At 73.1% G+C, this 24,965-nt stretch carries 21 protein-coding genes; 11 read left to right on the plus strand and 10 right to left on the minus strand.

Translation table 11 applies throughout. From position 1 onward, the window contains the following. Window positions 1–149 precede the first annotated feature (149 nt). Window positions 150–581: a Rieske (2Fe-2S) protein gene (locus tag ACIPXC_RS00630; protein WP_401611761.1), complete on the minus strand. Its 432-nt coding sequence runs from the start codon at window positions 579–581 to the stop codon at window positions 150–152. A 145-nt stretch (window positions 582–726) separates the two neighbouring features. Between ACIPXC_RS00630 and ACIPXC_RS00635 the strand changes: the two genes are divergently transcribed. Beyond that, window positions 727–1,608 carry a carbohydrate kinase gene (locus ACIPXC_RS00635; protein ID WP_401611763.1) on the plus strand — a complete coding sequence of 294 codons (882 nt, stop codon included), beginning with the start codon at window positions 727–729 and terminating at the stop codon, window positions 1,606–1,608. A gap of 409 nt (window positions 1,609–2,017) precedes the next feature. Here the strand turns inward: ACIPXC_RS00635 and uvrA are convergent, their stop codons facing one another. Next, the gene (uvrA, locus tag ACIPXC_RS00640) at window positions 2,018–4,999 is read right to left on the minus strand and encodes an excinuclease ABC subunit UvrA (protein WP_401611765.1); all 2,982 of its coding nucleotides are present in this window, start codon (window positions 4,997–4,999) and stop codon (window positions 2,018–2,020) included. 186 nt (window positions 5,000–5,185) lie between these two features. Between uvrA and ACIPXC_RS00645 the strand changes: the two genes are divergently transcribed. The 3 genes from ACIPXC_RS00645 to ACIPXC_RS00655 all read left to right on the plus strand — a co-directional run bounded on the left by ACIPXC_RS00645 (window position 5,186) and on the right by ACIPXC_RS00655 (window position 8,076). After that, window positions 5,186–5,875 carry a maleylpyruvate isomerase family mycothiol-dependent enzyme gene (locus tag ACIPXC_RS00645; protein ID WP_401611767.1) on the plus strand — a complete coding sequence of 230 codons (690 nt, stop codon included), beginning with the start codon at window positions 5,186–5,188 and terminating at the stop codon, window positions 5,873–5,875. A 23-nt stretch (window positions 5,876–5,898) separates the two neighbouring features. After that, the gene (locus tag ACIPXC_RS00650) at window positions 5,899–6,555 is read left to right on the plus strand and encodes an MBL fold metallo-hydrolase (protein WP_030963993.1); all 657 of its coding nucleotides are present in this window, start codon (window positions 5,899–5,901) and stop codon (window positions 6,553–6,555) included. A gap of 195 nt (window positions 6,556–6,750) precedes the next feature. After that, a complete protein-coding gene (locus tag ACIPXC_RS00655) occupies window positions 6,751–8,076 on the plus strand; it encodes an MFS transporter (RefSeq protein ID WP_401611769.1) in 1,326 nt (441 codons plus the stop codon). Window positions 8,077–8,103: 27 nt separating this feature from the next. Here ACIPXC_RS00655 and ACIPXC_RS00660 read toward each other — a convergent pair whose 3' ends face one another. The 4 genes from ACIPXC_RS00660 to uvrB all read right to left on the minus strand — a co-directional run bounded on the left by ACIPXC_RS00660 (window position 8,104) and on the right by uvrB (window position 14,180). Then, window positions 8,104–9,087 carry a TerC family protein gene (locus tag ACIPXC_RS00660; protein ID WP_401611772.1) on the minus strand — a complete coding sequence of 328 codons (984 nt, stop codon included), beginning with the start codon at window positions 9,085–9,087 and terminating at the stop codon, window positions 8,104–8,106. A 239-nt stretch (window positions 9,088–9,326) separates the two neighbouring features. Then, a complete protein-coding gene (locus ACIPXC_RS00665) occupies window positions 9,327–11,285 on the minus strand; it encodes a TerD family protein (protein WP_401611774.1) in 1,959 nt (652 codons plus the stop codon). 44 nt (window positions 11,286–11,329) lie between these two features. Next, window positions 11,330–11,908 (minus strand): TerD family protein, encoded by a 579-nt coding sequence (locus tag ACIPXC_RS00670; protein ID WP_030963805.1) that lies wholly within the window; start codon window positions 11,906–11,908, stop codon window positions 11,330–11,332. 88 nt (window positions 11,909–11,996) lie between these two features. Next, complete coding sequence (uvrB, locus tag ACIPXC_RS00675; RefSeq protein WP_401611776.1) at window positions 11,997–14,180, minus strand: excinuclease ABC subunit UvrB; 2,184 nt, start codon at window positions 14,178–14,180, stop codon at window positions 11,997–11,999. A gap of 234 nt (window positions 14,181–14,414) precedes the next feature. Between uvrB and ACIPXC_RS00680 the strand changes: the two genes are divergently transcribed. From ACIPXC_RS00680 to ACIPXC_RS00690, 3 genes are all read left to right on the plus strand, one after another. Beyond that, window positions 14,415–15,317 carry a glycerophosphodiester phosphodiesterase gene (locus tag ACIPXC_RS00680; protein ID WP_401611779.1) on the plus strand — a complete coding sequence of 301 codons (903 nt, stop codon included), beginning with the start codon at window positions 14,415–14,417 and terminating at the stop codon, window positions 15,315–15,317. 48 nt (window positions 15,318–15,365) lie between these two features. Next, entirely contained in the window at window positions 15,366–15,929 is a 564-nt protein-coding gene (locus ACIPXC_RS00685) for a methylated-DNA--[protein]-cysteine S-methyltransferase (protein WP_401611782.1), read from the plus strand. A gap of 255 nt (window positions 15,930–16,184) precedes the next feature. Next, window positions 16,185–17,390, plus strand: a complete 1,206-nt coding sequence (locus ACIPXC_RS00690) for an MFS transporter (RefSeq protein WP_401612017.1) — start codon at window positions 16,185–16,187, stop codon at window positions 17,388–17,390. Here the strand turns inward: ACIPXC_RS00690 and ACIPXC_RS00695 are convergent. Beyond that, window positions 17,380–17,760, minus strand: coding sequence for a cupin domain-containing protein (locus tag ACIPXC_RS00695; RefSeq protein WP_401612019.1), 381 nt, complete (start codon window positions 17,758–17,760; stop codon window positions 17,380–17,382). The two genes, ACIPXC_RS00690 and ACIPXC_RS00695, sit on opposite strands and share 11 nt — an antisense overlap. Before the next feature lie 727 nt (window positions 17,761–18,487). Here ACIPXC_RS00695 and ACIPXC_RS00700 point away from each other — a divergent pair. Both ACIPXC_RS00700 and ACIPXC_RS00705 read left to right on the plus strand, forming a co-directional pair. Next, complete coding sequence (locus ACIPXC_RS00700) at window positions 18,488–19,432, plus strand: pseudouridine-5'-phosphate glycosidase (RefSeq protein WP_401611785.1); 945 nt, start codon at window positions 18,488–18,490, stop codon at window positions 19,430–19,432. Then, window positions 19,429–20,334, plus strand: a complete 906-nt coding sequence (locus ACIPXC_RS00705) for a carbohydrate kinase family protein (RefSeq protein ID WP_401611788.1) — start codon at window positions 19,429–19,431, stop codon at window positions 20,332–20,334. Before ACIPXC_RS00700 ends, ACIPXC_RS00705 begins: the two co-directional genes overlap by 4 nt. A gap of 500 nt (window positions 20,335–20,834) precedes the next feature. On the opposite strand, the gene ACIPXC_RS00710 is transcribed toward ACIPXC_RS00705, so the two are convergent. After that, window positions 20,835–21,482: a uridine kinase gene (locus tag ACIPXC_RS00710; protein ID WP_401611791.1), complete on the minus strand. Its 648-nt coding sequence runs from the start codon at window positions 21,480–21,482 to the stop codon at window positions 20,835–20,837. 92 nt (window positions 21,483–21,574) lie between these two features. Here ACIPXC_RS00710 and ACIPXC_RS00715 point away from each other — a divergent pair, with 92 nt between their 5' ends. Beyond that, entirely contained in the window at window positions 21,575–23,029 is a 1,455-nt protein-coding gene (locus ACIPXC_RS00715) for a WGR domain-containing protein (RefSeq protein WP_401611793.1), read from the plus strand. A 28-nt stretch (window positions 23,030–23,057) separates the two neighbouring features. Here the strand turns inward: ACIPXC_RS00715 and ACIPXC_RS00720 are convergent, their stop codons facing one another. Beyond that, the gene (locus ACIPXC_RS00720) at window positions 23,058–23,456 is read right to left on the minus strand and encodes a cupin domain-containing protein (RefSeq protein WP_401611795.1); all 399 of its coding nucleotides are present in this window, start codon (window positions 23,454–23,456) and stop codon (window positions 23,058–23,060) included. Between the two features lie 148 nt (window positions 23,457–23,604). Here ACIPXC_RS00720 and ACIPXC_RS00725 point away from each other — a divergent pair, with 148 nt between their 5' ends. Continuing rightward, complete coding sequence (locus ACIPXC_RS00725; RefSeq protein WP_401611797.1) at window positions 23,605–24,273, plus strand: DUF2293 domain-containing protein; 669 nt, start codon at window positions 23,605–23,607, stop codon at window positions 24,271–24,273. Here ACIPXC_RS00725 and ACIPXC_RS00730 read toward each other — a convergent pair. Continuing rightward, a complete protein-coding gene (locus ACIPXC_RS00730) occupies window positions 24,266–24,946 on the minus strand; it encodes a chaplin (RefSeq protein ID WP_401611799.1) in 681 nt (226 codons plus the stop codon). The two genes, ACIPXC_RS00725 and ACIPXC_RS00730, sit on opposite strands and share 8 nt — an antisense overlap. Window positions 24,947–24,965: the final 19 nt, after the last annotated feature.

A 24,965-nucleotide genomic window follows, 5' to 3' on the forward strand; every position in this document is an offset into this window, starting at 1 on the left:
CCGGGCCGGACGCCCCGCGCACCGGCCTGGCGGACCTGACGCCGAACGGCCGGCACCGGGCGGTGCACCTGGTGGAGCAGGCGGTGCGGCGCGGCATCCTCGGGATCGCCTGGGACTGGGACTGAGACGCGCCGCCGCCGGGGCACGGGTCAGCCCGCGACGAGCCTGCCGTTCTCCGCGCGGACCGGCACCTCCGGCAGCGGCTGTTCGGCCGGGCCGCTGAGGACCTTGCCCGTCGCCACGTCGAAGCGACTGCCGTGGCAGGGGCAGTTCCCCTCCCCCTCGACGATCTTGTCGAGGACACAGCCGGCGTGCGTGCACTGGGCGCTGAACGCCTTGTAGCTGCCCTCCGACGGGCAGCTGACGATGAGCTTCCGCTCCCGGTAGAGCTTGGCTCCACCGACCGGGACGTCGGCCGCGGCGCCGAGCTCCACGGGTGCGGTGGGGGTGGCGGGGGTGTTGCCGCCGCTGTTGGTCCGCGTGGAGCAGGCCGTGAGCGCCACCCCGGCGCCGGCGGCGCCCGCGAGCGCGGCTGCGCCCTTGAGGACGGTACGGCGGGCGGCGGACTGCGGCGCGGACATGCGGTTCTCCTGGGGTGCTGCGGGAGCGGGGCGGGGCGGGGCGACGGCGGTGGCGCGGGGGTGCGGGCGGGGGACCCGGTCCGGTGCCCGGCCCCGGTACGGCCCACCCGACGATACCGCCGCCCCATGGAGTACCTTCCTCCGCGTGATCGTCGTCGGCGGAGAAGCCCTCATCGACCTGGTGCCCGCGGCCGGGCCGCCGGGTGCGCTGCTGCCCAGGCCGGGCGGCGGACCGTACAACACGGCGCGTGCGCTCGGGCGGCTCGGCGCCGAGGTCGCCTTCTGCTCCCGCGTCTCGACGGACGGCTTCGGCGAGGACCTGCTGGCCGGACTGCGGGCGGCGGGGGTGGACGTGTCGCTGGTCCAGCGCGGGCCGGAGCCGACCACTCTCGCCGTGCCCTCCCTGGCCCCCGACGGCTCGGCCTCGTACGGGTTCTACGTCGAGGGGACGGCGGACCGCCTGTTCACCCTGCCGCCGGCCCTCCCCGAGGGGGTACGGGCCCTCGGGCTCGGCACCTGCTCGCTGGTCCTGGAGCCCGGCGCGAGCGCGTACGAGGCCCTGCTGCGCCGGGAGGCGCGGCGCGGGCTGCTGACCCTGCTGGACCCCAATATCCGGCCGGCGCTCATCGCGGACCCGGCGGGCCACCGCGCCCGCCTCATGGAGCGGCTGCTGCCGCACACGGGCGTCCTGAAGCTGTCGGAGGAGGACGCGGCCTGGCTGGGCGGCCGGGTCGGCGACTGGCTGGCGGCCGGACCCCGGGCGGTGGTGCTGACCCGTGGAGCGGCGGGTCTGACGGTCTGGACCCGGGAGGGCGCCGAGCACTCGGCCGCGGCCCGCCCGGTCGCGGTGGCGGACACCATTGGGGCGGGGGACACGGTCAACGCGGCCCTGCTGCACCGCCTGGCGGCGGCTCCGGGCGGATCGGTGGACTGGCCGGACGTCCTGGCCTACGCCGCCCACGCGGCGGCCCTGACCTGCACCCGCCCGGGAGCCGATCCCCCGTACGCGGCGGAGCTGAGCGCATAGCGGCCGTTGCCACGGGCATCGCGGCGGCCTGCCGGCCGGCCCGTCCAGGACCGCCTGCCACCGGCCCCGGCTCCCGATCGGCTTCCGCGGGTGGGTGAGTCCGCGCCGCGGCCGGGGGCGCACCCCGACCGGCCTACCGCGCGCCGGCGGGGTCCCCCGCGTCCCCGTCCCGGAGGCTTTCCCGACGGACCCGACGGACCCGACGGACCCGACGGACCCGGCGAGCCCGGCGGACCCGACGGACCCGACGGACCCGACGGACCCGGCGGACCCGGCGAGCCCGACGGACCCGGCGACGGCCGGCCACGCGGTGGGGCGTCCCCGCGCGGCCGCGGACGGCAGGAGGGGTCCGGCACGACTGCCGGCCCCCTCCTGTCCTGCTGAGCCGAGCGCAGGACACCCCCGAGAACTAGGCCTTACGGGCCCGCGTCGTCGTCTTCCTGGCCGCCGTCTTCTTGGCCGGGGCCGCCTTCTTCGCGGCGGCGGCCTTCTTGGCGGGGGCCTTCTTCGCCGCGGCCCGCACCGGGGACGCTGCCGCGTCGGAGACCCGGTCCGCGCCCAGGATGTCCCGCAGGAACTTGCCCGTGTGGCTCGCGCCCACCGAGGCCACCTGCTCGGGCGTGCCCTCGGCCACCACCATGCCGCCGCCGTAACCGCCCTCGGGGCCCATGTCGATGACCCAGTCCGCGGTCTTGATGACGTCCAGGTTGTGCTCGATGACGATCACCGAGTTGCCCTTGTCCACCAGCCCGGACAGCACCTTGATCAGCTTCGAGATGTCCTCGAAGTGGAGACCCGTGGTCGGCTCGTCCAGCACGTAGACCGTCCGGCCCGTCGAACGCTTCTGCAGCTCGGAGGCCAGCTTCACGCGCTGCGCCTCACCGCCCGACAGGGTCGGCGCGGACTGGCCGAGGCGGACGTAGCCCAGTCCGACCTCGTTCAGCGTCTTGAGGTGACGCGCGATCGTCGGCACCGCCTCGAAGAAGCCCAGCGCCTCCTCGATCGGCATGTTCAGGACTTCCGCGATGGACTTGCCCTTGTAGTGGACCTCCAGCGTCTCCCGGTTGTACCGGTCGCCGTGGCAGACCTCGCACGGGACGTAGACGTCCGGCAGGAAGTTCATCTCGATCTTGATCGTGCCGTCGCCGGAGCAGTTCTCGCACCGTCCGCCCTTGACGTTGAAGGAGAAGCGGCCCGGCAGGTAGCCGCGCACCTTCGCCTCCATCGTCTCGGCGAACAGCTTGCGCACGTGGTCGAAGACGCCGGTGTACGTCGCCGGATTCGACCGGGGCGTCCGGCCGATGGGCGACTGGTCGACGTGGACCACCTTGTCGACGAGGTCGTCCCCGTCCACCCGGGTGTGGCGGCCCGGCACCGAGCGGGCGCCGTTCAGCTCCCGCGCCAGGTGGGTGTAGAGGATGTCGTTGACCAGGGTCGACTTTCCGGAGCCCGAGACGCCGGTCACGGCCGTGAGCACGCCCAGCGGGAAGGACACATCGATGTCCCGCAGGTTGTTCTCCTTGGCGCCGTGGACGGTCAGCTTCCGCTCGCCGTTCACGGGCCGGCGGATGTCCGGGATCTCGATGGACCTCTTCCCCGACAGGTACTGCCCGGTCATCGACTCGGTGTTCTTCAGCAGCTCCTTGAGCGAACCGCTGTGGACCACCTTGCCGCCGTGCTCGCCCGCACCCGGACCGATGTCCACGACCCAGTCGGCCACCTTGATGGTGTCTTCGTCGTGCTCGACGACGATGAGGGTGTTGCCCATGTCCCGCAGCCGCACCAGCGTCTCGATCAGCCGGTGGTTGTCGCGCTGGTGCAGGCCGATGGAGGGCTCGTCCAGCACGTAGAGGACGCCGACGAGGCCGGAGCCGATCTGGGTGGCGAGCCGGATGCGCTGCGCCTCGCCGCCGGAGAGGGTGCCGGCGGCCCGGTTGAGGGAGAGGTAGTCCAGACCGACGTCCACGAGGAAGCGGAGCCGCTCGTTGACCTCCTTGAGGACCCGCTCGGCGATCTTCTTGTCGCGGGCGTCGAGGCGCATCCGACCCAGGAAGTCCGCGCACTCGCTGATCGACATGGCGGCGACCTCGGCGATGGACTTCTCCATCACCGTGACGGCGAGCACGATCGGCTTGAGGCGGGTGCCCTCGCAGGTGGGGCAGGGCACCTCGCGCATGTAGCCCTCGAAGCGCTCGCGGCTGGCGTCGCTCTCGGACTCCGCGTGCCGGCGCTTGACGAACGGCACGGCGCCCTCGAAGGCCGTGGTGTAGGCCCTCTCGCGCCCGTACCGGTTGCGGTAGCGGACCTCGATCTGCGTCCGGTGGCCGTACAGCAGGGCCTTCTTCGCGCGGGCGGGCAGCCCGGCCCAGGGGATGTCGGTGCGGAAGCCGAGCTCCCCGGCGAGCGCGCCGATCAGCCGCTGGAAGTAGTCCTTGGTGTGGCCGAGCGCCCACGGCGAGACCGCGCCCTCGTCGAGGGACTTGTCCTCGTCCGGGACGATCAGCTCGGGGTCCACCTCCATGCGCGTGCCGATGCCGGTGCACTCGGGGCAGGCGCCGAAGGGCGAGTTGAAGGAGAAGGAGCGCGGCTCCAGCTCCTCGAAGGAGAGGTCGTCGTAGGGGCAGTAGAGGTGCTCGGAATACATCCGCTCACGCTCGGGGTCGTCCTCGGCGAGGTCGACGAAGTCCAGGATCACCATGCCTCCGGAGAGGCCGAGGGCCGTCTCGACGGAGTCGGTCAGCCGGCGCTTGGCGCTGTCCTTGACCGTGAGGCGGTCGATGACCACCTCGATCGTGTGCTTCTCCTGCTTCTTCAGCGTCGGCGGTTCGGAGAGCTGGATGGTCTCCCCGTCCACCCGCGCCCGGCTGTAGCCCTTGGTCTGCAGGTCGGCGAAGAGGTCGACGAACTCGCCCTTGCGCTCGCGCACGAGCGGCGAGAGCACCTGGAAACGGCTGCCCTCGGGAAGCGCGAGCACCTTGTCCACGATCGCCTGCGGCGACTGGCGCGAGATGGGCCGGCGGCACTCGGGGCAGTGCGGCTTGCCGATGCGGGCGAAGAGGAGGCGGAGGTAGTCGTAGACCTCGGTGATGGTGCCCACCGTCGAGCGCGGGTTGCGCGAGGTGGACTTCTGGTCGATCGAGACGGCCGGGGAGAGGCCCTCGATGAAGTCGACGTCGGGCTTGTCCATCTGCCCCAGGAACTGACGGGCGTACGACGAGAGCGACTCGACGTAGCGGCGCTGCCCCTCGGCGAAGATCGTGTCGAAGGCCAGGGAGGACTTGCCCGACCCGGAGAGTCCGGTGAAGACGATGAGCGAGTCGCGGGGCAGGTCGAGCGAGACGTTCTTCAGGTTGTGCTCGCGAGCGCCACGAACGATGAGACGGTCGGTCACGCCGGTCCGCACCTTTCTTGAGAGAGCGGGGGCACGGGCCCCGGCTGTCCAGGGTATGGGGGGCGCCTCTGCGATGGGATGGAGTCTGACTTCCGAGCGTATAGCACGCACATTCGATTTACGGCACTCCGTAGACCGCTTCACCCGATCGTGTGGCCGTCGGCTCCGAGCACTAGGCTCGAAGCCATGACTGATCATGTGCACGACCTGCAATCTGTACGTGAAGCCACGGACCGACTGCTGACCGCGGTCGCGAAACTGGACAACGGCGCGCTCTCCGAGGAGTCACACCTCCCCGGCTGGACCCGCGGTCACATCCTGGCCCACCTCGCGCGCAACGCCGACGCCCTCCTCAACGTCTTCGAGGGCCGCCCGATGTACGAGAGCGGCGAGGCACGCGACGCGGACATCGCACGCGACGCCGGCCGGCCCCTGGAAGAACACCTGGCGGACCTCCGTGATTCCGCGGCCCGCTTCCTCGCCACCACCGAGCCCGACCAGGACTGGTCCCGCACCGTCGAGCTGCGGGGCGGCGTCACGGACCTGGCCGAGAACGTGCCCTTCCGCCGCTGGGTCGAGGTGGACCTGCACCACGTCGACCTGAACATCGGCTACGAGCTCTCCGACCTGCCGGAGGAGTTCACCGACCGCGAGATCGCCTTCCTCGCCGACCGCTGGTCCGGCCGCCCGGAGGTGCCCGCGACGGCCCTGACCACCGCCGACGGGCGCACCTGGCGCACCGGCTCCGCCGGGGACCCGGCCGTGACCGTCTCCGGCTCCCCGGCCGCACTGCTCGCCTGGCTCGCCGGCCGCGGCGACAAGGGCGCCGCCCTGACCACCACGGGCGGCCCCCTGCCCGCCCTCCCGCCGCTGTAGGCACACACCTCTAGGATCACCACATGACGTACACCGGAGAGGTCAAGGTCGGCGGTCCGGCCGACGTGCACGAGCTCGCGGACCTGATGATTTCCAAGGTCGCGGTGGGTTCGATGAACAACAACGCGTACCTGCTGCGCTGCCGGGCCACCGACGAGCAGCTGCTCATCGACGCGGCAGCCGAACCGCAGACGCTGCTGAACCTGATCGGCGACGACGGCATCGCCTCCGTCGTCACCACCCACCGCCACGGCGACCACTGGGGCGCACTCGCGGAGGTCGTGGCGGCCACCGGGGCGAGGACCTACGCGGGCGCCCACGACGCCGAGGGCATCCCGGTCGCGACCGACGTCCCGGTCGCGGACGGGGACACCGTACGCGTCGGGCGGGTCGAGCTGACCGCGCGCCACCTGGTGGGCCACACCCCCGGCTCGATCGCCCTGATCTACGACGACCCGCACGGCCACGCGCACGTGTTCACCGGCGACTGCCTCTTCCCCGGCGGCGTCGGCAACACCCACGACGACCCGGAGGCCTTCAAGAGCCTCATCGACGACGTGCAGCACAAGCTCTTCGAGCAGCTGCCCGACGAGACCTGGGTCTACCCGGGCCACGGCAACGACACCACGCTCGGTGCGGAGCGTCCGCACCTCGCCGAGTGGCGCGAGCGCGGCTGGTAGGGACGGCAACGCGTCAACTTCCGGACACGGAGCACTCCTTCCGGTCGTTGACGGCCGAACCCGTGTCCCGGCGGACGGGGAGGCGGTATCTGGTGCCGCATGCCACAGGACCCCTCCCCGCCTCCCGCCCCTTCCGCCACCCCCGCTCCTGCGGCCCCACGGGCCGCTGAGGCCGGGGGCCGCTCCGGGCCGGGCATGCCGCGCCTCGCGGCCGCCGCGCTCGCCGGGACCGCCATCGAGTTCTACGACTTCTTCGTGTACGGGACGGCCGCGGCCCTCGTGCTCGGCCCGCTCTTCTTCCCGTCCTTCTCCCCGCTCGCCGGGACCCTCGCCGCCTTCGGCACCTTCGGCGTGGGCTTCCTCGCCCGCCCGCTGGGCTCCGCCGTCTTCGGCCACATTGGCGACCGCTACGGCCGGCGCCCGGTGCTGCTGGCCTCTCTGCTGCTCACCGGCCTCGCCACGGTCGCCGTCGGCTGCGTGCCGACGTACGGGACGATCGGCATCGTCGCACCGGCGCTGCTGCTCCTGCTGCGCTTCCTCCAGGGCCTCGGGCTCGGCGGGGAGTGGGGCGGCGCGGTGCTGCTGACCGCCGAGCACGCGCCGGAGCACCGGCGCGGACTGTGGGCGAGCTTCCCGCAGGTCGGCCCGGCGGTGGGGTTCCTGCTGGCCAACGGTCTGATGCTGGGGCTGTCCGCCTCGCTGACCGACGCCCAGTTCACCTCCTGGGGGTGGCGCGTGCCCTTCTGGGCGGCCGGGCTGCTGGCGCTGGCAGGGTTGTGGCTGCGCCGCTCGGTGGAGGAGACCCCGCAGTTCCGTGCGCTCGCGGCGACCGGACGCCGGGCCGAGGCCCCGCTCGCCGAGGTGCTCCGGGGCCACTGGCGGCTGCTCCTGCTGACCGGCGGGGCCCTCGCGGTGGGCTACGCCGTCTTCTACGCGGTCACCACGTGGTCCCTCGCCTACGCCGCCCAGCACCTCTCCGTGGGCCGCACGACGATGCTGGCCTGCATCATGGCGGCCGTCGCCTTCAAGGGGCTGATGACACCGCTCCTGGCGATGCTGGGTGACCGCTACGGGCGGCGGCCGCTGTGCCTGGCCGGGTGCGCGGCCAGCGCCGTGTGGATGTTCCCGCTGGTGGCGCTGTTGCGGACGGCCGACCCGCTGCTGATGACGCTGGGCTTCGCGGTGGCGTTGCTGGGCATGGTGACGATGTTCGCGGTGGTCGGCGCGTACCTGCCGGAGCTGTACGCCCCGCGGATCCGTTGCACGGGGGCGGCGGTCGGCTACAACCTGGGCGGGGTGCTGGGCGGGGCGCTGACCCCGATCGTGGCGACGGCGCTGGCGGACGGCTCCGGTCCGCCGTGGGGCGTAGCGGCGTACCTGACCGCGATCGCCCTGGTCAGCCTGGCCTGCTTCGCGCTGCTGCCGGAGACCAGCCCCGCGGCGGCGCGCAGGAGGCCGGGCACGGGGACCGCGGGGACGGAAACGGACAGGGGGGCGGCCGAAGCGGCCGCCCCCGTGTAGGCCCGCGGACGCGGTCCGCGGGCCGGGTCAGGCGTCGATGCTCTCGGTGCGGGCGGCGGCCTCGGCCGTCGCCTGCTTCTTCGAGGCGATCAGGCTGGTGATCGTGGTGATGACCAGGACACCGCAGATGACGCCCAGGGAGACGGGGATCGAGATCTCCGGGACGTGCACCCCGGACTCGTGCAGCGCGTGCAGCACCAGCTTGACGCCGATGAAGCCGAGGATGATCGACAGGCCGTAGCTGAGGTGGACCAGCTTCTCCAGCAGGCCGCCGATGAGGAAGTACAGCTGGCGCAGACCCATCAGAGCGAAGGCGTTGGCCGTGAAGACGATGTACGGGTCCTGGGTCAGGCCGAAGATGGCGGGGATCGAGTCCAGCGCGAACAGCACGTCGGTGGTGCCGATGGCGAGCATGACGATCATCAGCGGCGTCAGCACGCGCTTGCCGTTGTTGATGATGAAGAGCTTGGTGCCGTGGTACTGGTCGGCGACGCCGAACTTCTTCTCGACGGACTTCAGGAGGCGGTTCTCCTCGAACTCCTCCTCGTCCTCGTCCTTGCGGGCCTCCTGGATCAGCTTCCACGCGGTGTAGATCAGGAACGCGCCGAAGATGTAGAAGACCCAGCTGAAGCTGGCGATGATCGCGGCACCGGCGGCGATGAAGATCGCGCGCAGCACGAGTGCGATCAGCACGCCGACGAGCAGCACGCGCTGCTGGAGGTGGGAGGGCACCGCGAACTTCGCCATGATCAGGACGAAGACGAAGAGGTTGTCGACGCTCAGGGACTTCTCGGTGATGAAGCCCGCGAAGAACTCCTGGGACGCCTGGGGCGTGCCGAAGAACCAGAGGCCGACACCGAAGAGCGCGGCGAGGACGATCCAGACGACCGTCCAGGTGCCGGCTTCCTTGATCGACACGTCGTGCGGCTTGCGGCCGATGAAGAAATCGGCACCGATGAGCAGGGACAGACCGACAATGGTCGCGACCCAAAGGGCCCAGGAAACTTCCACGGTGAACACGCCTCCGGCGGATGGCTCAGCACTTCGTCAGCGTCATCGCTGCCGGAGGTCTCTTCCACCCGGACGGCCTGGAGGCCGTGGGCCGACGCCCCGGGACCGACCGCGCTCGGGTGCGCGGTGATGGTCCGTATTGACGGGTACGCCGTAGCAGGAAAGCAGGAATACTCCCCTCCGCGCGGACGAGCTTACCCGCCGAAGGCCGCGAAGGTAAAGGGAATGCCAAAAGATGGTCATGGGCGGGTAGTGCGCCGGGCCTCCGCCACCCGGTCGAGCGCCTGGTCGAGGATCCGGCTGCCCGGCGGCGGGACGTCCGGCTCGAAGGTCCAGGCGTGCTGCACCCAGGGGTCGGCGAGGTGGTTGTCCGGAACCGGGGACAGCCGCATCAGCGAGCGCCACAGCGGGTCCAGCAGCGGCCCGTAGGCCGATGCCTCGTCGCGGTCCGCGACCATCAGCAGGTGCACGCCGACCGCCGCGCCCTCGTCGGCGAGGTAGCGCAGCTGGGTGACGGCCCGGTCGTCGAAGCCGTGCGGGAAGTCGTGCACGATGAGCAGCTGCTCGGCTGTGTCCACGTCGGGGGGCAGGTCCTCGGGCGCTCCGGCCCGCAGCGCCATCTGTACGAGGTCCACCCGCCGGGTCAGCTCGGCCAGCGTGCGGGTGACCCCCGCGGCGCCGGCGGCGGGCGGCGCGGCCAGCACCCCGGCCCGTACCAGGGGTGTCAGGGAGGCGGCGCCGGCCCCGGCCGCGTCGATGACGTGGACGGAGAACCGGTCGGCGGGGTGGACCGCGAGCAGTCGCACCGCGTGCGCGACGGCCATGTCCATGGCGGCACGGCGCAGCCGGTCGGTGTCCATGGCCATCGCGGCCTCGGACCCGGTGCGGCCGTTGTCGATCCACAGCCCGCGCTCCAGCGGGAGCCGGACCAGCATGGGGATGCGCAGGTCGGGCCGCTCGGGCAGGTGCAGGTCACCCAGGCGCAGGGCGAGCGGCCCCTCCTCGGGCGTGCGGTGGCCGTGCCATACGGGGTTGTCCCACCGGGCGTAGGAGGCCGGCAGCGCGGGCTCGACGACCTCGGCCTCGGCGATCAGCTGGGCGAGGTCCCGGTCGAGGACGGCCTGGGCCTGGGCGACCAGTTCCTCGCGGCGGGCCCGCGCGGTGTCGCGGGCGGCGTCGCCGGATCCACCCAGGCGGTGGCGCGGGTCGGAGAGGGCGTCGTCGAGCTCGCGGTCCATGCGGTTGTCGGCGAACTCCACGGCGCTGCGGTAGGCGGCGACGGTGCGGGCCAGGTCCTCGAACATGCCCCAGACCTGGTTGTAGAGCCGTTCGTCCATGGACCAGCCACTGGCGTCGCCGGCGACCGGCCGCGGGGGCTGTCCGGGCTCCGCCGCGGCGGCGGGCCGCGGGGCCGGCTCGGGCGGCTCACTGCTGGTGCGGCGGCGGCGCGGGTGGGTGTAGCTGATCGTGGGCGGGGAGCCGTCACCGCCGGGGGCGGGGCCGGGCGTACCGGCGTACGGGACGCCGGGGACCGGGATCGGGTCCGGGGGCTCCGGGGCGGAAGCAGGCGCCTGGGCGGGGGTCTGCGGGGCGCGCAGGTCGCCGACGAGGGTGGGCATGGCGGCGAGCGTCGCGTCGGCCTCCTTCGCCGGGGCGGCCGTGCGCAGGGCGGTGGCGGCCAGCTCCCGGGCGGCCGGCACGGACAGCCCGCCGTCGGCGAGCAGGGCGCCGAGGCCGTCGGCGTAGCCCTGGCCGACGGCCCGGACCTTCCAGGCGTCCTGGCGCCGGTACAGCTCCAGGGCGACCACGGCGGTCTCGGCTTCCAGTCCGGTCAGGGTGTAGCCGGCGATCTCGGTGCCGCCGTCGGCGGCGGCCACGGTCACGTGGGAGGCCGGGACCGCTCCGAAGCGGACCGGGCCGCCGGGTGGCAGCACGAGCAGCACGCCGACGCGGTGGACGTCCGCCGCGACGGCGTCGAGGTCCACCGCGAAGGAGTGCCGGTCGGCGAGTTCCGCCGGCGCGTCCACGCCCGGGAGGGACCTGGCGCCCGGGTGGGCGAGGGCCGCGCCGCCGGAGAGCCGGCCCTGTTCGTCGGCGAGCGAGGCCAGGGCCAGCACGGGCGTACCCGCCGAGACCCTGATCTCCACCCGGCTTTGGGACACGGGGTGGTTCTGCCCCCGGACCAGTTCGGCCGTCATCGTGCAGCCCCTCCCCCGTGCCTTCTTCTCTTCTTCCGGTACGGCTACAGGTGCGGCAGGATCGCCGGCATCAGGTCCTGGAAGGTCCGGCCGTTGGCCGGGTTGCCCAGGGCCGTCATCTGCCAGCCGGATCCCACGCGGGACACCTTGGCCATGATCTGCGCGGTGTACGCGCCGCCGCCGTCGAGGGTGTAGCGGGCCAGCTCCTGGCCGTTGGTCTCGTCGACGATGCGGCAGAAGGCGTTCTGCACCTCCTGGAACGTCTGGCCGGTGAAGGAGTTCACCGTGAAGACGATCTGGTCGATGTGGACCGGCACGCGCTGGAGGTCGACGAGGATCGCCTCGTCGTCCCCGCCCTGGCCGACGCCGCCGACCAGGTTGTCACCGGTGTGGCGCACCGAGCCGTCGTCGCTCTGCAGGTGGCGGAAAAAGACCACGTCGACCGGCTGCTTGTCGGCGAAGAGCACCGCCGACGCGTCGAGGTCGATCTCCCGCGTCCGCGAGCCGAACAGTCCGCGGCGCTTGGCCGCCTGCCAGCCCAGGCCCATCCGGACCGCGGTCAGCGTCCCTCCGTCCGACTTCTGCAGACTGATGGCCTGGCCCTTGGTCATGTTGACCGTCACGCGCGTCCCCTCTCCGTAGCCCGCCCCAGTTGACTGGTGCGCAGCGTGTTCCTGCGGCTGTGACCCAACCCTACTGACACCCCCGGACTCAGGCGAGGCCCGCTTCCTTCATCTGCCGGAGCTCCTTCTTCAGCTCGCCGACCTCGTCCCGGATCCGGGCCGCGACCTCGAACTGGAGCTCCGCCGCGGCGGCGCGCATGCGGTCGGTCATCTGCTCGATGAGCGAGGCCAGTTCGGCGGCGGGCCGGTCGGTGAGCACCTCGGCCGCCGTGCCGCCCCTGGCCGGTTTCGTTCCCTTGGCGCCCTTGACACCCTTGGCGCCCTTGGCACCCGCCGGGGCGTGGGGGGCGGGACCACCGAGCGCCGGCACCGGCGCCTTGGCGCCCTTGCCCTCCTTCGACTGCCGGTATCCGGTGCCGAGGAGCTGTTCGGTGTCGAGTTCCTCGCGGGCGATGGTGGCGACGATGTCGTTGATCTTCTTGCGGAGCGGCTGCGGGTCGATCCCGTTCGCCGTGTTGTAGGCGATCTGCTTCTCGCGGCGCCGGTTGGTCTCCTCGATCGCCTTCTCCATGCCCGGCGTGACCTTGTCCGCGTACATGTGGACCTGGCCGGAGACGTTGCGCGCGGCGCGGCCGATGGTCTGGATCAGGGAGGTGCCCGACCGCAGGAAGCCCTCCTTGTCGGCGTCGAGGATCGCCACCAGGGACACCTCGGGCAGGTCGAGGCCCTCGCGCAGCAGGTTGATGCCGACCAGGACGTCGTACTCGCCGGCCCGCAGCTCGCGCAGCAGCTCGATGCGGCGCAGGGTGTCGACGTCACTGTGCAGGTAGCGGACCTGGATGCCGAGCTCCAGGAAGTAGTCCGTGAGGTCCTCGGCCATCTTCTTGGTGAGGGTGGTGACCAGGACCCGCTCGTCCTTCTCCACCCGCTCGCGGATCTCGTGCACCAGGTCGTCGATCTGGCCCTCGGTGGGCTTGACCACGACCTCGGGGTCGATGAGGCCGGTGGGGCGGATGATCTGCTCGACGAAGCCGTCGCCGCGGGAGAGCTCGTACTTTCCGGGGGTCGCCGACAGGTAGACGGTCTGGCCGATGCGCTCCTGGAACTCCTCCCACTTCAGCGGCCGGTTGTCGAGCGCGGACGGCAGGCGGAAGCCGTGGTCGACCAGGGTCCGCTTGCGGGACGCGTCGCCCTCGTACATGGCGCCGATCTGCGGGACGGTGACGTGCGACTCGTCGATGACCAGGAGGAAGTCCTCCGGGAAGTAGTCGATGAGGGTGTTGGGCGCCGATCCCCGCTCGCGGTCGTCCATGTGCAGCGAGTAGTTCTCGATGCCGGAGCAGGAGCCGATCTGGCGCATCATCTCCAGGTCGTAGGTGGTGCGCATGCGCAGGCGCTGCGCCTCCAGCATCTTGCCCTGCTTCTCCAGCTCGTCGAGGCGCTCGGCCAGCTCGGCCTCGATGCCGTTGATCGCCTTCTCCATGCGCTCCGGGCCGGCGACGTAGTGGCTGGCGGGGAAGACGTAGAGCTCGCGGTCCTCGCTGATGACCTCGCCGGTCAGCGGGTGCAGGGTGGAGAGGGCCTCGATCTCGTCGCCGAACATCTCGATGCGGACGGCCAGTTCCTCGTAGACCGGGAAGATCTCGATGGTGTCGCCGCGCACCCGGAAGGTGCCGCGGGTGAAGGCGACGTCGTTGCGCGTGTACTGGATGTCGACGAAGCGGCGCAGCATCTGGTCCCGGTCGATCTCCTCGCCGACCTTGAGAGCGACCATCCGGTCGACGTACTCCTGCGGCGTGCCGAGGCCGTAGATGCAGGACACGGATGCGACGACGACCACGTCCCGCCGGGTCAGCAGGGAATTGGTGGCGGAGTGGCGCAGCCGCTCGACCTCCTCGTTGATCGAGGAGTCCTTCTCGATGTACGTGTCCGACTGCGGTACGTAGGCCTCGGGCTGGTAGTAGTCGTAGTAGGAGACGAAGTACTCGACGGCGTTGTTCGGCAGGAGCTCGCGGAACTCGTTCGCCAGCTGGGCGGCGAGCGTCTTGTTCGGCGCCATGACCAGGGTGGGGCGCTGGAGCTTCTCGATCATCCAGGCGGTGGTCGCCGACTTGCCGGTGCCGGTCGCACCCAGCAGGACGACATCCTTCTCACCTGCACGGATGCGCTTCTCCAGCTCGGCGATGGCCGCCGGCTGGTCGCCGCTGGGCTGGTAGGGGCTGACGACCTCGAAAGGCGCCACCGTGCGTTCGATCTTCGATACGGGCCGCATGAGTCCACCGTACGACCCCCCACCGACACTCACGTCTCCCCGCCGGGCCGAGGCGCGCTGCGGGCCGGCCCGCCGGTCCGCGCCGACGTCATCCGTTCTGGTCCGTTTGTCGTAGTTCGGTGGCGGCTCGGTGATCTTCAACCCCATGATCGCGGTGAAGTGCATCGCCACAACGTCTGCCGCTCCGCGCCCGTCTGACGCAGGAACAGGGCTCACGACCCGAGGAGAACGCACATGTACGTCCGACCCGCCGCCGCGGCCGCCGCCGCAGTCCTGGGCTTCACCCTCACCCTGCTGGGCGGGACGGCGTCCTACGCCGCCACCGGCCCCGGATCCGCCGCCGGGCCGCTGGGCCTGGAGGGTCCCGTCGTGTACGCGCACCGGGGGGCTTCCGCGTACGCCCCGGAGAACACCCTGGAAGCGGTCGACCTGGCGATGCGCATGGGGTTCGACTGGGTCGAGAACGACGTGCAGCGCACCAAGGACGGCGAGCTGGTGGTGATCCACGACGACACCCTGGCCCGGACCACCGACGTCGAACAGGTCTTCCCCGACCGCAGGCCCTGGCGGGTCAAGGACTTCACGGCGGCCGAGATCTCCCGGCTGGACGCGGGCAGCTGGTTCGGCGAGGAGTACGCGGGCGCCTTCGTACCGACGCTGCGCCAGTACCTCGACCGGGTGCAGCGCAACCGGCAGCGGCTGCTGCTGGAGATCAAGAAGCCGGAGCTCTACCCGGGGATCGAGGAGCAGACCCTGAGGGTGCTGGGCGAGGCGGGCTGGCTCGACGCGCGCCACGTCTCGCAGCGCCTGGTGGTGCAGAGCTTCAGCGCCGACTGCGTGCGCATCGTGCACGGGCTGCGCCCCGACCTGGTGACGGCGTTCCTGGGCACCCCGCCCGTGGCGGAGCTGCCCCGGTACGCGGAGTTCACCGACCGGATCAACCCCTGGCACACCACCATCTCCGCCGACTGGGTCGCGGCCGTGCACGGCCTGCTCGGGGCCCACGGCCGGGCGATGGAGGTGGACACCTGGATCGTGGACGACGCGGCGACCGCCCGGAAGGTGCGGGACATGGGCGTGGACGGGATCATCACCAACGCCCCGGACGTGGTCCGGGAGGCGGTCGGCGGCTTCTGAGTCCACGCACGGCCGCGAGTTGTCGCAGGCGCGCCGTACCGTGGACGCGTGGACAGCACCGAGCGGCCCCGCGGACCGCACCTCGAATGGACCGTCGTCGCCAGTGACATCGGCCCCCTGTTCCTGGCCGCCACCCCCGAGGGGCTGGTCCGGGTCGAGTTCCATGCCGGGCCGGACCGGATCGACCGGATGGCAGGACCACTGGTCTCCCGGCTCGGGGCCGACGCCCGGCGGCCCGCGCCGGGCGAGGAGGAGCTGCTGGCCGAGCCGGTGCGCCAGCTCGCCGCGTACTTCGCCGGTGCCCTGAGGCGCTTCGACCTGCCGCTGGACTGGCGCCTCAGCTCCGGCTTCAACCGGCAGGTGCTCCAGGAGCTGGACCGTTCCGTGCCCTACGGATCGGTCGTCGGCTACGGGGAGCTGGCGGCCCGCGTCGGCCAGCCCGGCGCCGCCCAGGCCGTCGGCAACGCCATGGGGTCGAACCCGCTGCCGCTGGTGGTGCCCTGCCACCGGGTCGTGGAGAACGACGGCGGCATCGGCGGTTTCGGGGGCGGACTGGAGACCAAGCGGCAGCTCCTCGCGTTGGAGGGAGTGCTTCCGCAGCCGCTGTTCTGAGCCCCCCGTGGCGGCCGTGCCCTGCGGGACCGGCCGCCGCGACGGCCCGGTTCCGCAGGGCGGTAAGGGGTGGCACACTGCGGCGGTGAGTACTGCTGCAGCCGCACCCGGCCCCACCGCGTCCTCGGCGACCCGCACCGCGCACCCGCGAGGGCGGGGTCCGGCGTGACCGCCACGCCCGGCACGGACCGCCCCGCCCCACCGCTCGCCCTCCCGGACCTCGCACGCCTGCGGAAGCGCACCTCCCGGGTGCTCATGGCCGGCCAGGTTCTCGGCGGCCTCGGCGTGCCCATCAGCATCGCCCTGGCCCCTGTGCTCGCCACCGAGGTCAGCGGCACCGAAGCACTGTCCGGCTTCGCCTCCACCGCCTCGGTGATCGGCACCGCCCTGGTCTCGCTGCCGCTCGCCGCCCTGATGACCGCGCGCGGCCGACGCCCCGGCCTGGTCCTGGCGTACGGGATCGGCGCCCTCGGGGCGGGCCTCGTCGTCCTCGCCGCCACGGTCCGGAGCTTCCCGCTGCTGCTGCTCGGCATGGCCGCCTTCGGCGCCGCCTCCTCCGCCAACCTCCAGGCCCGGTTCGCCGCGGCGGACCTCGCCGCCCCGGACCGCCGGGCCCGGGCCATCTCGCTCGTCGTGTGGTCGTCCACCCTCGGCGCGGTACTCGGACCCAACCTGTCCGCTCCGGCGAGCCGCAGCTTCGCCGGCACCTCCATACCCGAGACGGCGGGTCCCTTCGTATGGGCCGCCGTCGTCTTCGTGCTGACCGGCACGCTGATCGCCGTACTCCTGCGCCCCGACCCGCTGCTGACGGCGCGGGCACTCGCCGCGCCCGAGGAGCGGGCCCGCGAGGGCCACTCGATCCGCGCCGGGATCGCCGCCGTGCGCGCCTCGCCGCGGGCCCGGCTCGCCCTCCTCACCGTCGCCGTGTCCCACACCACCATGGTCTCGATCATGGTCATGACCCCGGTGGACCTGGGCCACCACGGCGCCGGGCTGGAACTCGTCGGACTGGTGATCAGCGGTCACATCGCCGGAATGTTCGCCTTCTCCCCGCTCATGGGATGGCTCGCGGACCGGTTCGGCCGGCTCACCGTGATCGGCCTCGCCGCGGGACTGCTGTCGGTCGCGGCGCTGCTCGCGGGGACGGCCGGGCCCAGCCACGGCCGCAGCGCGCTCGGCCTCTTCCTGCTCGGCCTCGGCTGGTCCGCCGGCATGGTGTCCGGCTCGGCCCTGCTGACCGACTCGGTGCCGCAGGCGGCGCGGGCCGCCGTGCAGGGCCTGAGCGACCTCACCATGAACACGGCCGCGGGCGTCGGCGGAGCCGCCGCCGGCGTGATCATGTCCCAGGCGGGCTACGGCTGGCTCAACGCCGTCGGGGCCTCGCTGCTGCTGCCGATGGCGGCGCTCGCCCTGTTCACCGCGCGGCGTCACCCCGCGGATCCCCAAGGGATCAGTAGCTGATGTGGTAGGCCTTGCGGAGCGTCTCGTGAACGGTCCACACGGTCCTGTCGCCCTCCCGCAGGACGCAGGCCGAGCCCGGGCCCAGCTCCAGGGTCGCGCCGCCCTCGACCTCGACGGTGGCTCGTCCGCCGACCACCACGAACAGCTCGTTCGCCTCGACGTCGGTGACCACGCCCGGGGTGATCTGCCAGATCCCGCGGACCTGCTTGCCGTCGGGCGACTCCCACAGGACCTTGCCCGTGACCACCGGATCGCCGGAGACGATCTGCCCGGGGTCGAGGTCCTCCGGCTCCAGCTCCACGTCCGCCACGGTGACGGCGAAGGAGGCGGGGACGGGGACGGGGACGGCAGAGTGATCACTGGTGCTCATGGCGCGCCAGCCTAGTGCGGACCGCCCGCCCGGCGCGGTGACCACAGCGTCCAGGAACGGACCGGCCCACGAGGCACCCTGTCCAGTGGGACCGGGACGGGCGGCGTTGCGGAGCAGCTGGTGGGAGCCGGTGTCCGCCGGTGCGTGCCAGGCGGTGCCGCACAGGCCCGCCTCCCGGGCGAACCGCGCGGTCCGCTCCCGCCTGAGCGCCCGGTACGTGGCGCGCGAGGTCCGGGGCGTCCCGGTGTCACCGGCCCGCAGCAGGTCCCCGTACGGCCGGGTGGACAGCAGCAGCACTCCGCCGGGCCGCGGGACGCGCCGGGTTTCGGCCAGGGCGGCGCGCACGTCCTGCGCGGTCGGCAGGTGGGGCACGACGAGTCCGCGGTCGGCGGCCTCCCGCGCGGCGCGGGCGGCGGCGCGGGGGCTCAGGTCGGTCCCCGTGACCTCGTGGCCCGGCGCGGACAGGCCCGGTGCCTGGGTTCCGATGCCGCAGGCGTGGTCGAGGACGGCGTGCGGTCCGGGGCCCGGCGCGGCGGTGAGCAGGGCGTCGAGGGCCCGGCCCCGCGGGGCGACGGATGCGTGCCGGTCTGCGTGGACGGGCTCGTGGCGGTCGGCGGGTACGTCGTAGAAGCCGCGCGCGTCCCCGGGGGGACGCTACTCGGACAGCTTGGGACGGGAGTGACGGGAGTGCGTTTGGAGGCGGTGATCCCGTGCCATGGATGGGGACATGTCACAGCACAGAGCAGCTGCATCGCCGTCCGGTGGACCGGTCCTGTCGGAAGAGGTGCGCGAGGCGCTCACGCAGGGCAGGCCCGTGGTGGCCCTGGAGTCGACGATCATCGCGCACGGTCTGCCCCGCCCCCGCAACCTGGAGGTGGGCCTCGAACTGGAGGAACTGGTCCGCTCACAGGGCGCGGTTCCGGCGACGATCGCGGTCGTGGACGGCGTGGCCCGCGCGGGCCTGGACAAGTCCCAGCTGGAGCGGATCGCGGCCGGTGACGGCGTGCGCAAGCTCGGCCACCGCGATCTGGCGCCCGCGCTGGCGACGGGCGCGACCGGGGCGACGACGGTGTCCGCGACGGCCTTCCTCGCTGCCCGGGCGGGCCTGCGCGTCTTCGCGACGGGCGGGCTGGGCGGCGTCCACCGCGAATGGGCGCAGACGCAGGACGAGTCGGCGGACCTCTCCCTGCTGGCGCGGACCCGGATCACGGTGGTGTGCGCGGGGGTGAAGTCCATTCTGGACGTCCCGGCCACGCTGCAGCGGCTGGAGACGCTGGGGGTGGGCGTGCTCGGATTCGGCACGGACCGGTTCCCCGGGTTCTACCTGGCCGATTCCGGCGAGCCGGTGGACTGGACCGTGCACCGGCCCGAGGAGGTCGCGGCGGTGATGGCCGCTCAGGACGCTCTCGGCGGCCCGCAGTCGGCGCTGCTCGTGGCCAATCCGGTGGCGGCCGAGCAGCAGCTGGACCCGCAGCTGCACGACCGGGTCCTGGCCGAGGCCCTCGCCGCCTGCCGCGCGCAGGGGATCACGGGGCAGGCCGTGACCCCGTTCCTGCTGGGGTTCCTGGTACGGGCGACGGCCGGGGCCTCGCTGGAGGCGAACCTGGCGGCGGTACGCGGCAACGTACGGCTCGGCGCCCGGATCGCAGGGGCCTGGGCGGCGCGGGCATGACCGCGGCGGGGGCGCTGCTCGTGGTCGGGGACGTGGTGACGGACGTGGTGGCCATGCATCCGGAGCCGCTGGCCCCGGCCACCGACACCGCGGCCCGTATCCGGACCCTGCCGGGCGGGGCGGGGGCCAACGCGGCGTGCTGGGCCGCCCGTACGGGGAGCGCCGAGGTACGCCTCCTCGCGCGGGTCGGCACGGAAGCGGCGCGGTGGCACGAACGGGCCCTGGTGGACGCGGGGGTGCGGCCCCGGCTGGTGGTCGACGCGGAGGAGCCGACCGGGACGGTGGTGGCCCTCGTGGGCAAGGACGCCGAGCGGACCTTCCTCACCGACAGCGGGGCCTCGCTGCGGCTGTGCCCGGCCGACTGGGCTCCGTCCTTGCTGGACGGGGCGGCGCATCTGCACCTGTCGGGCTATCTGTTCTTCGCCGACAGCAGCCGGGAGCTGGCCGCGGTCGCGCTGCGGGCGGCGCGGACGCGGGGCGTTCCGGTGAGCGTGGACCCCGCCTCGGCGGGGTTCCTGGCGGCGCTGGGCCCGCAGCGGTTCCTCGACGCCGTGGCGGGGGCGGGGGTCCTGCTGCCGAACGAGGACGAGGCCCGGCTGCTGGCCGGGCTGCCGGAGCGGGCCGGGGTGGCCCGGGCGGCGGCGGAGCTGAGCCGGCGGGTCCCGCTCGTGGTGGTGACCCGGGGCCCGGCGGGGGCGCTGGTGGCAGAGCGGGGCCGGATCACGGCCGAGGTGGCGGCCGCGGAGCCGGCCGGGACGGTGGTGGACTCCACGGGCGCCGGTGACGCCTTCACCGGCGGCTTCCTGGCGGCCCGCCTGGAGGGCGCGGACCCGACGGAGTCGGCCCGCGCGGGCTGCCGCGCGGCGGCTCTGGCCATAACCCACCCGGGCGGCCGCCCGTAGGGGCCCGGTGCGTCGCCTGCGCACGAACGGCGCCGAAGCCCGCACACCCCCGGGCCCCGGGCTTCACCCGCGCGATCGCAGCGCGAGCCCGCACAGCGCCCACCCCCAGCCCCACCGACGATCCAAGCTCAAGCCCGCACAGCACCCACCCCCGGCCCCACCGACGATCGCAGCGCGGTCCCGCACAGCACCCACCCCGGCCCCACCGACGATCCGCGCTCAAGCCCGCACAGCGCCCGCTCCCAACCCGCCGACGATCGCAGCGCGGGTCCGGGCAGCGCCCACCCCCGGCCCCACCGACAATCACAGCGCGAGCCCGCACAGCACCCACCCCCGGCCCCACCGACGATCCGCGCTCAAGCCCGCACAGCGCCCGCTCCCAACCCGCCGACGATCGCAGCGCGGGTCCGGGCAGCGCCCGGGGAACGGCGGAAGGGCGGGGCGGGGAGGAGGCTCCGCACGGCGGAACACCGGCACCGCGCCCGCACCCCCACCCGGCGTCACCGCCCCCGGATCCCGGTCCAGGCGGGATGCCTGGGGTCATCGGCCCGCACCACCGCGTCGGCGGCGGCAGCCGGATCCGCCTCCGCCTCGTACCGGGCGAACGCCGCCCCCGTCCACCGCTCGGACTCCTCGGTCCGCCGCGCGAGCGCCCCCGCCGAGAGCCGGACGTGGACGCTCAGGTCGAAGGGGAACCACCGCCCCAGCAGCAGCGGCCCGTGCACCAGCAGCACACCGCCGGCCGGGAGTTCGACGTAGGGGCTGCGGGTCGCCCGGTCGGTCACCGGATCCCACAGGTCCGGCAGCACCCGCCCGGACCCGCCGGGGTCGCTCGGCCCGAACACCTCCCGCCAGAGCGCGGCCGTGTCGTACCAGCCGTCCAGGTACGCGTCCACGTCCCGGCGGCCGAACTCGAAGCGGAGGGACGCCGGGCGCAGGAAGCCGCCGGTCGGTACCACCAGGACCGGGCGTCCGCGCAGCCGCAGTTCCTCCGCGAGCAGCCCGGCGAGGAGGCCGGTGTCCGCCGCGGGCGCCCCGTCGATGCCCACGCGCTGCCGGACGCCGGGCCCGGGGGCGTTGTCCGGGTCGTCGAGATGACCGGCGAGCCGCTCGGCCATCCGCTGCCATGTGATCGCTTCCCACTGCACCGGCCCATTGTCAGTGGCCGCCCGTAGCTTTTCTCACGAGGGATCACCGCGGAAACGGCGCCGGTGGACCGGTTTTCGGGGAGGGGTCTGTCATGGCTCGGGAGACGACGTATCTGGAGCTGTCGCAGGACGGCGGCGGGGCGCACAAGTTCTACGAGGTGACCGTGGACGGCACGGCCGTCTCCGTGCGCTACGGACGGATCGGCGCGCCCGGCCAGGTGCAGAGTTCCTCGTTCCCGACGGCCGAGAAGGCCCGGGCCGCCGCCGCCAAGAAGATCGGGGAGAAGGTCCGCAAGGGGTACGCCCCGGCCGTGCAGGGCCGGCGCGCCGCCCGGGCGGTGACGCGCCGCCAGGTGACGTCGGCGCCGTCGACGGCACGTGCCGTCGCCCCGGTGCTGTGGCGCTTCCGCACCGGTTCCGCCGCCTTCGGGATCCACGTCGACGAGGACCGCTGCTGGGTCGGCAACCAGGCCGGCGATGTCTACACGTTGAGCCACGGCGGTGAGGTGCTGGCCCGCTATTCGCTGCCGGACGGGGTGAAGTGCCTGGTGGCGGACGAGTTCTGGATATACGCGGGCTGCGACGACGGCACGGTGTACGACCTGTCGTCGAAGGTGCCCTTCGGCGCCTACGGGATCGCGGCGGACGTCGACATCTACTGGCTGGACATCCACGAGGGCGTGCTCAACGTCTCCGACGCGAACGGCGGTCTGACCGTCATCGACCACGAGGACGAGCACCAGTGGTCGCGGAAGTCCTCCGGGACCGGTGCGTGGATGGTGCGGGCCGACGAGCGGGCGGTCTACCACGGGCACAGCGCCGGTGTGACGGCCTATGCGGTGGACGGCACCGGGCAGTTGTGGCACAGCGCCACCCCGGGCGGGGTCCTGTTCGGCTGGCAGGAGGAGCACTCGGTGTACGCGGGTACGGTCCGCAACACCGTGCAGCGGCTGTCGAAGGCGTCGGGGGCGACGGAGGCCACCTACCGGTGCGACGCGGCGGTGTATTCGTGCGCGACTTCGCCGGACGGCCGCCATGTCTTCGCGGGTGACTCCTCCTCCTCGGTCTACTGCTTCGGCGCGAACGGGAACCGGCTGTGGAAGCTGGGGACCGGCGGCGGGTCGGCGCTGTCGATGCAGTACCTGGACGGGCGGCTGTACCTGGTGACCACGGACGGCTCCCTGGTCTGCGTGGACGCGAGCGAGCAGGCGATCGCGGCGGCCCAGCAGGGTTCGGTGCCCGCGCCGGTGGACGTGAAGTCGGCTGCCGCGCTGCCGGTGTTCACCCCGGCCGCCTCGGCCTCGGCGGTGGCGACCGTCTCTATGGCCGCGGTGGCCTCGGAGCCGGCGGGCGCCGTGGTGGTGGAGTGCGTCCAGCAGGGCGGCCGGATGCGGGTGCAGGTGGTGTCGAGCGGCTTCGAGCCCTCCTGGAACGTGCAGTTCCCGCGGGGGATCAGGGAGGTCGGTGCCCGGTACGTGGTCGACGGCCTGCACGCGGCGTCCGGGGGCTTCTACCGGGTCCGCGGGGAGATCCGCCGACTGGTGTGAGCGCGGCCGAGCGGGCCCGGGCGGCGGCTCAGCGGGGGTGGCGGAGGCAGACCTCCGGGGTGGCGCCGGCCGGAGCCGGCGTGGGTATGGAGAAGGGGGTCCCCTCGGGCAGCCGGGGGGTCACGTGGAGGACGACCGGTTCGGTGCCCAGGTTGTGGCCCAGGTGTATGTGTCCGATGCCCGCGGGTTCCACGAAGGCGGTCCCGGGCCGGTGCACCTCGACGCTGAGGTCGTGCAGGACCCGGGTCAGGGTGCCCGCCAGGACGACGGCTTCGAGGCGCACCCGGTGGTAGTGCCAGCCGGTGCAGCCACCGGGCGGGATGACGATCTCCCGGCCTGCGGGGATCGTGGTCACGCATGCCCTGCCGGTGCCCATGCCGAAGCCGGTCACCGGCGGCCGCGCCGTGGTCGTCCGCCGTGCGCCCATCTGCTCCTCCTCCGTGGACCGGCCCCCGTGGTCCACGGTCCGCGGCCCACCGTAGGAGTGATCAGGCCGAATCCGGAAGAGTCGGTGAAACCTCAACCTCCCTTCCCCACCAGGTGATAGGGGAGTCGGACGGCGGTATCACACCGGTATGAGCCTGGTCGTGTTCGAGTCGCTGAAGCAGATCCACTGCGCGGAGTGCCGGCAGGGGCCCCTGCGGCACCTGGTGCGCGAGGCCGGTGTGCCCCGGTGCCTGGACTGCGCGGATCTGGGCCACCTCGTCTACCTGCCGCGCGGGGACGCCGCGCTGACCCGCCGTTCGCGCGAGGCGAGTGCGCTGTGCGCGGTCGTGGTCCGTTTCCACAAGCGGCGCCGTCGGTACGAGCGCCTCGGGCTCCTCGTCGAGGAGGCGGCGCTGGCCGGCGCGGAACGGGCCTGTCTGGCGGACTCCGATGCGCGGGCGCGCCGCCGGGAGCGCGACCGGCTGCGTCGCGCGGCGCAGGACGTCCGCTTCACGGCGGCGTTCGCCGCCGAGATAGTGCGGCTGTTCCCCGGCTGCCCGGCCGACCGGGCCGTGGCGATCGCCACCCATGCCTCGCTGCGCGGCAGCGGCCGGGTGGGCCGCACCGCAGCCGGGCGGGCCCTGGACGAGGCGGCGGTCTCGGTGGCGGTGCGGGCGGCCGTACGGCACACCGACACCGAGTACGACGCCTTGCTGATGGCGGGCGTCCCCCGCTTCGCGGCCCGCGCCCGGCTGGCCGCGCGGATCGACGCCATCCTCGACGGATGGCGCACCGTGCCGCGCAGGGAGGCTAGTTGAGGCGGAAGCGGCGGTAGAGCAGGACGCCTCCGAGGAGCAGGGCACTGCCGGCGGGCACCAGGTAGCCGACGCCGTCGGCGCCGGTGCGGGCGAGCGCCTCGGTGTGCCGCGGCGGCTGGACCTCGGTGACCGGGACGACCGGTGTGACGGGGGTGGCCTGCTCGGCCGGGGTGACCGGCTTCTCGACGACGGGCGGCTGGACGGGCTTGCCGGGGGTGGGCTTCTCAACGTTGACGGACGTGTTGCCGTGCACCGGGTTCCCGATGCCGACCACGTTGACGGAGTTGCCGCTGACGTTCAGCGGGAGGTCGACGGGCAGCTGGATCCCATTGCCCGACAATACGCCCGGAGAATCCTTTCCGCGCCCCTCTGCCACTGCTCCCCCGCCGTTCCCGCTGCCCTGCTCGGCATGGTCGCCGCCCGCGGACTCGTTCGCACAGCTGTTGCCGGCCGCGGGATTCAGCACGCCGACCACGTTCACGGTGTTCCCGCAGGCGTTCACCGGCAGGTGCACGGGCAGTTGGATCAGGTTCCCGGACAGCAGACCCGGCGAGCGCTCGGCCCTGCCGTCCGCGTCCGCGTCGGCGTGGGCGAATCCGCCCACACCGGCGACGGCCAGACCGCCGCCCGCAACGACCGCCGCGATCAGGCCGTTTCGACGACTGCTACGCATCACTTTCCCTGCCTTCCGG

The sequence above is a fragment of the Streptomyces sp. NPDC090021 genome (assembly GCF_044748225.1).
Taxonomy (GTDB): Bacteria; Actinomycetota; Actinomycetes; order Streptomycetales; family Streptomycetaceae; genus Streptomyces.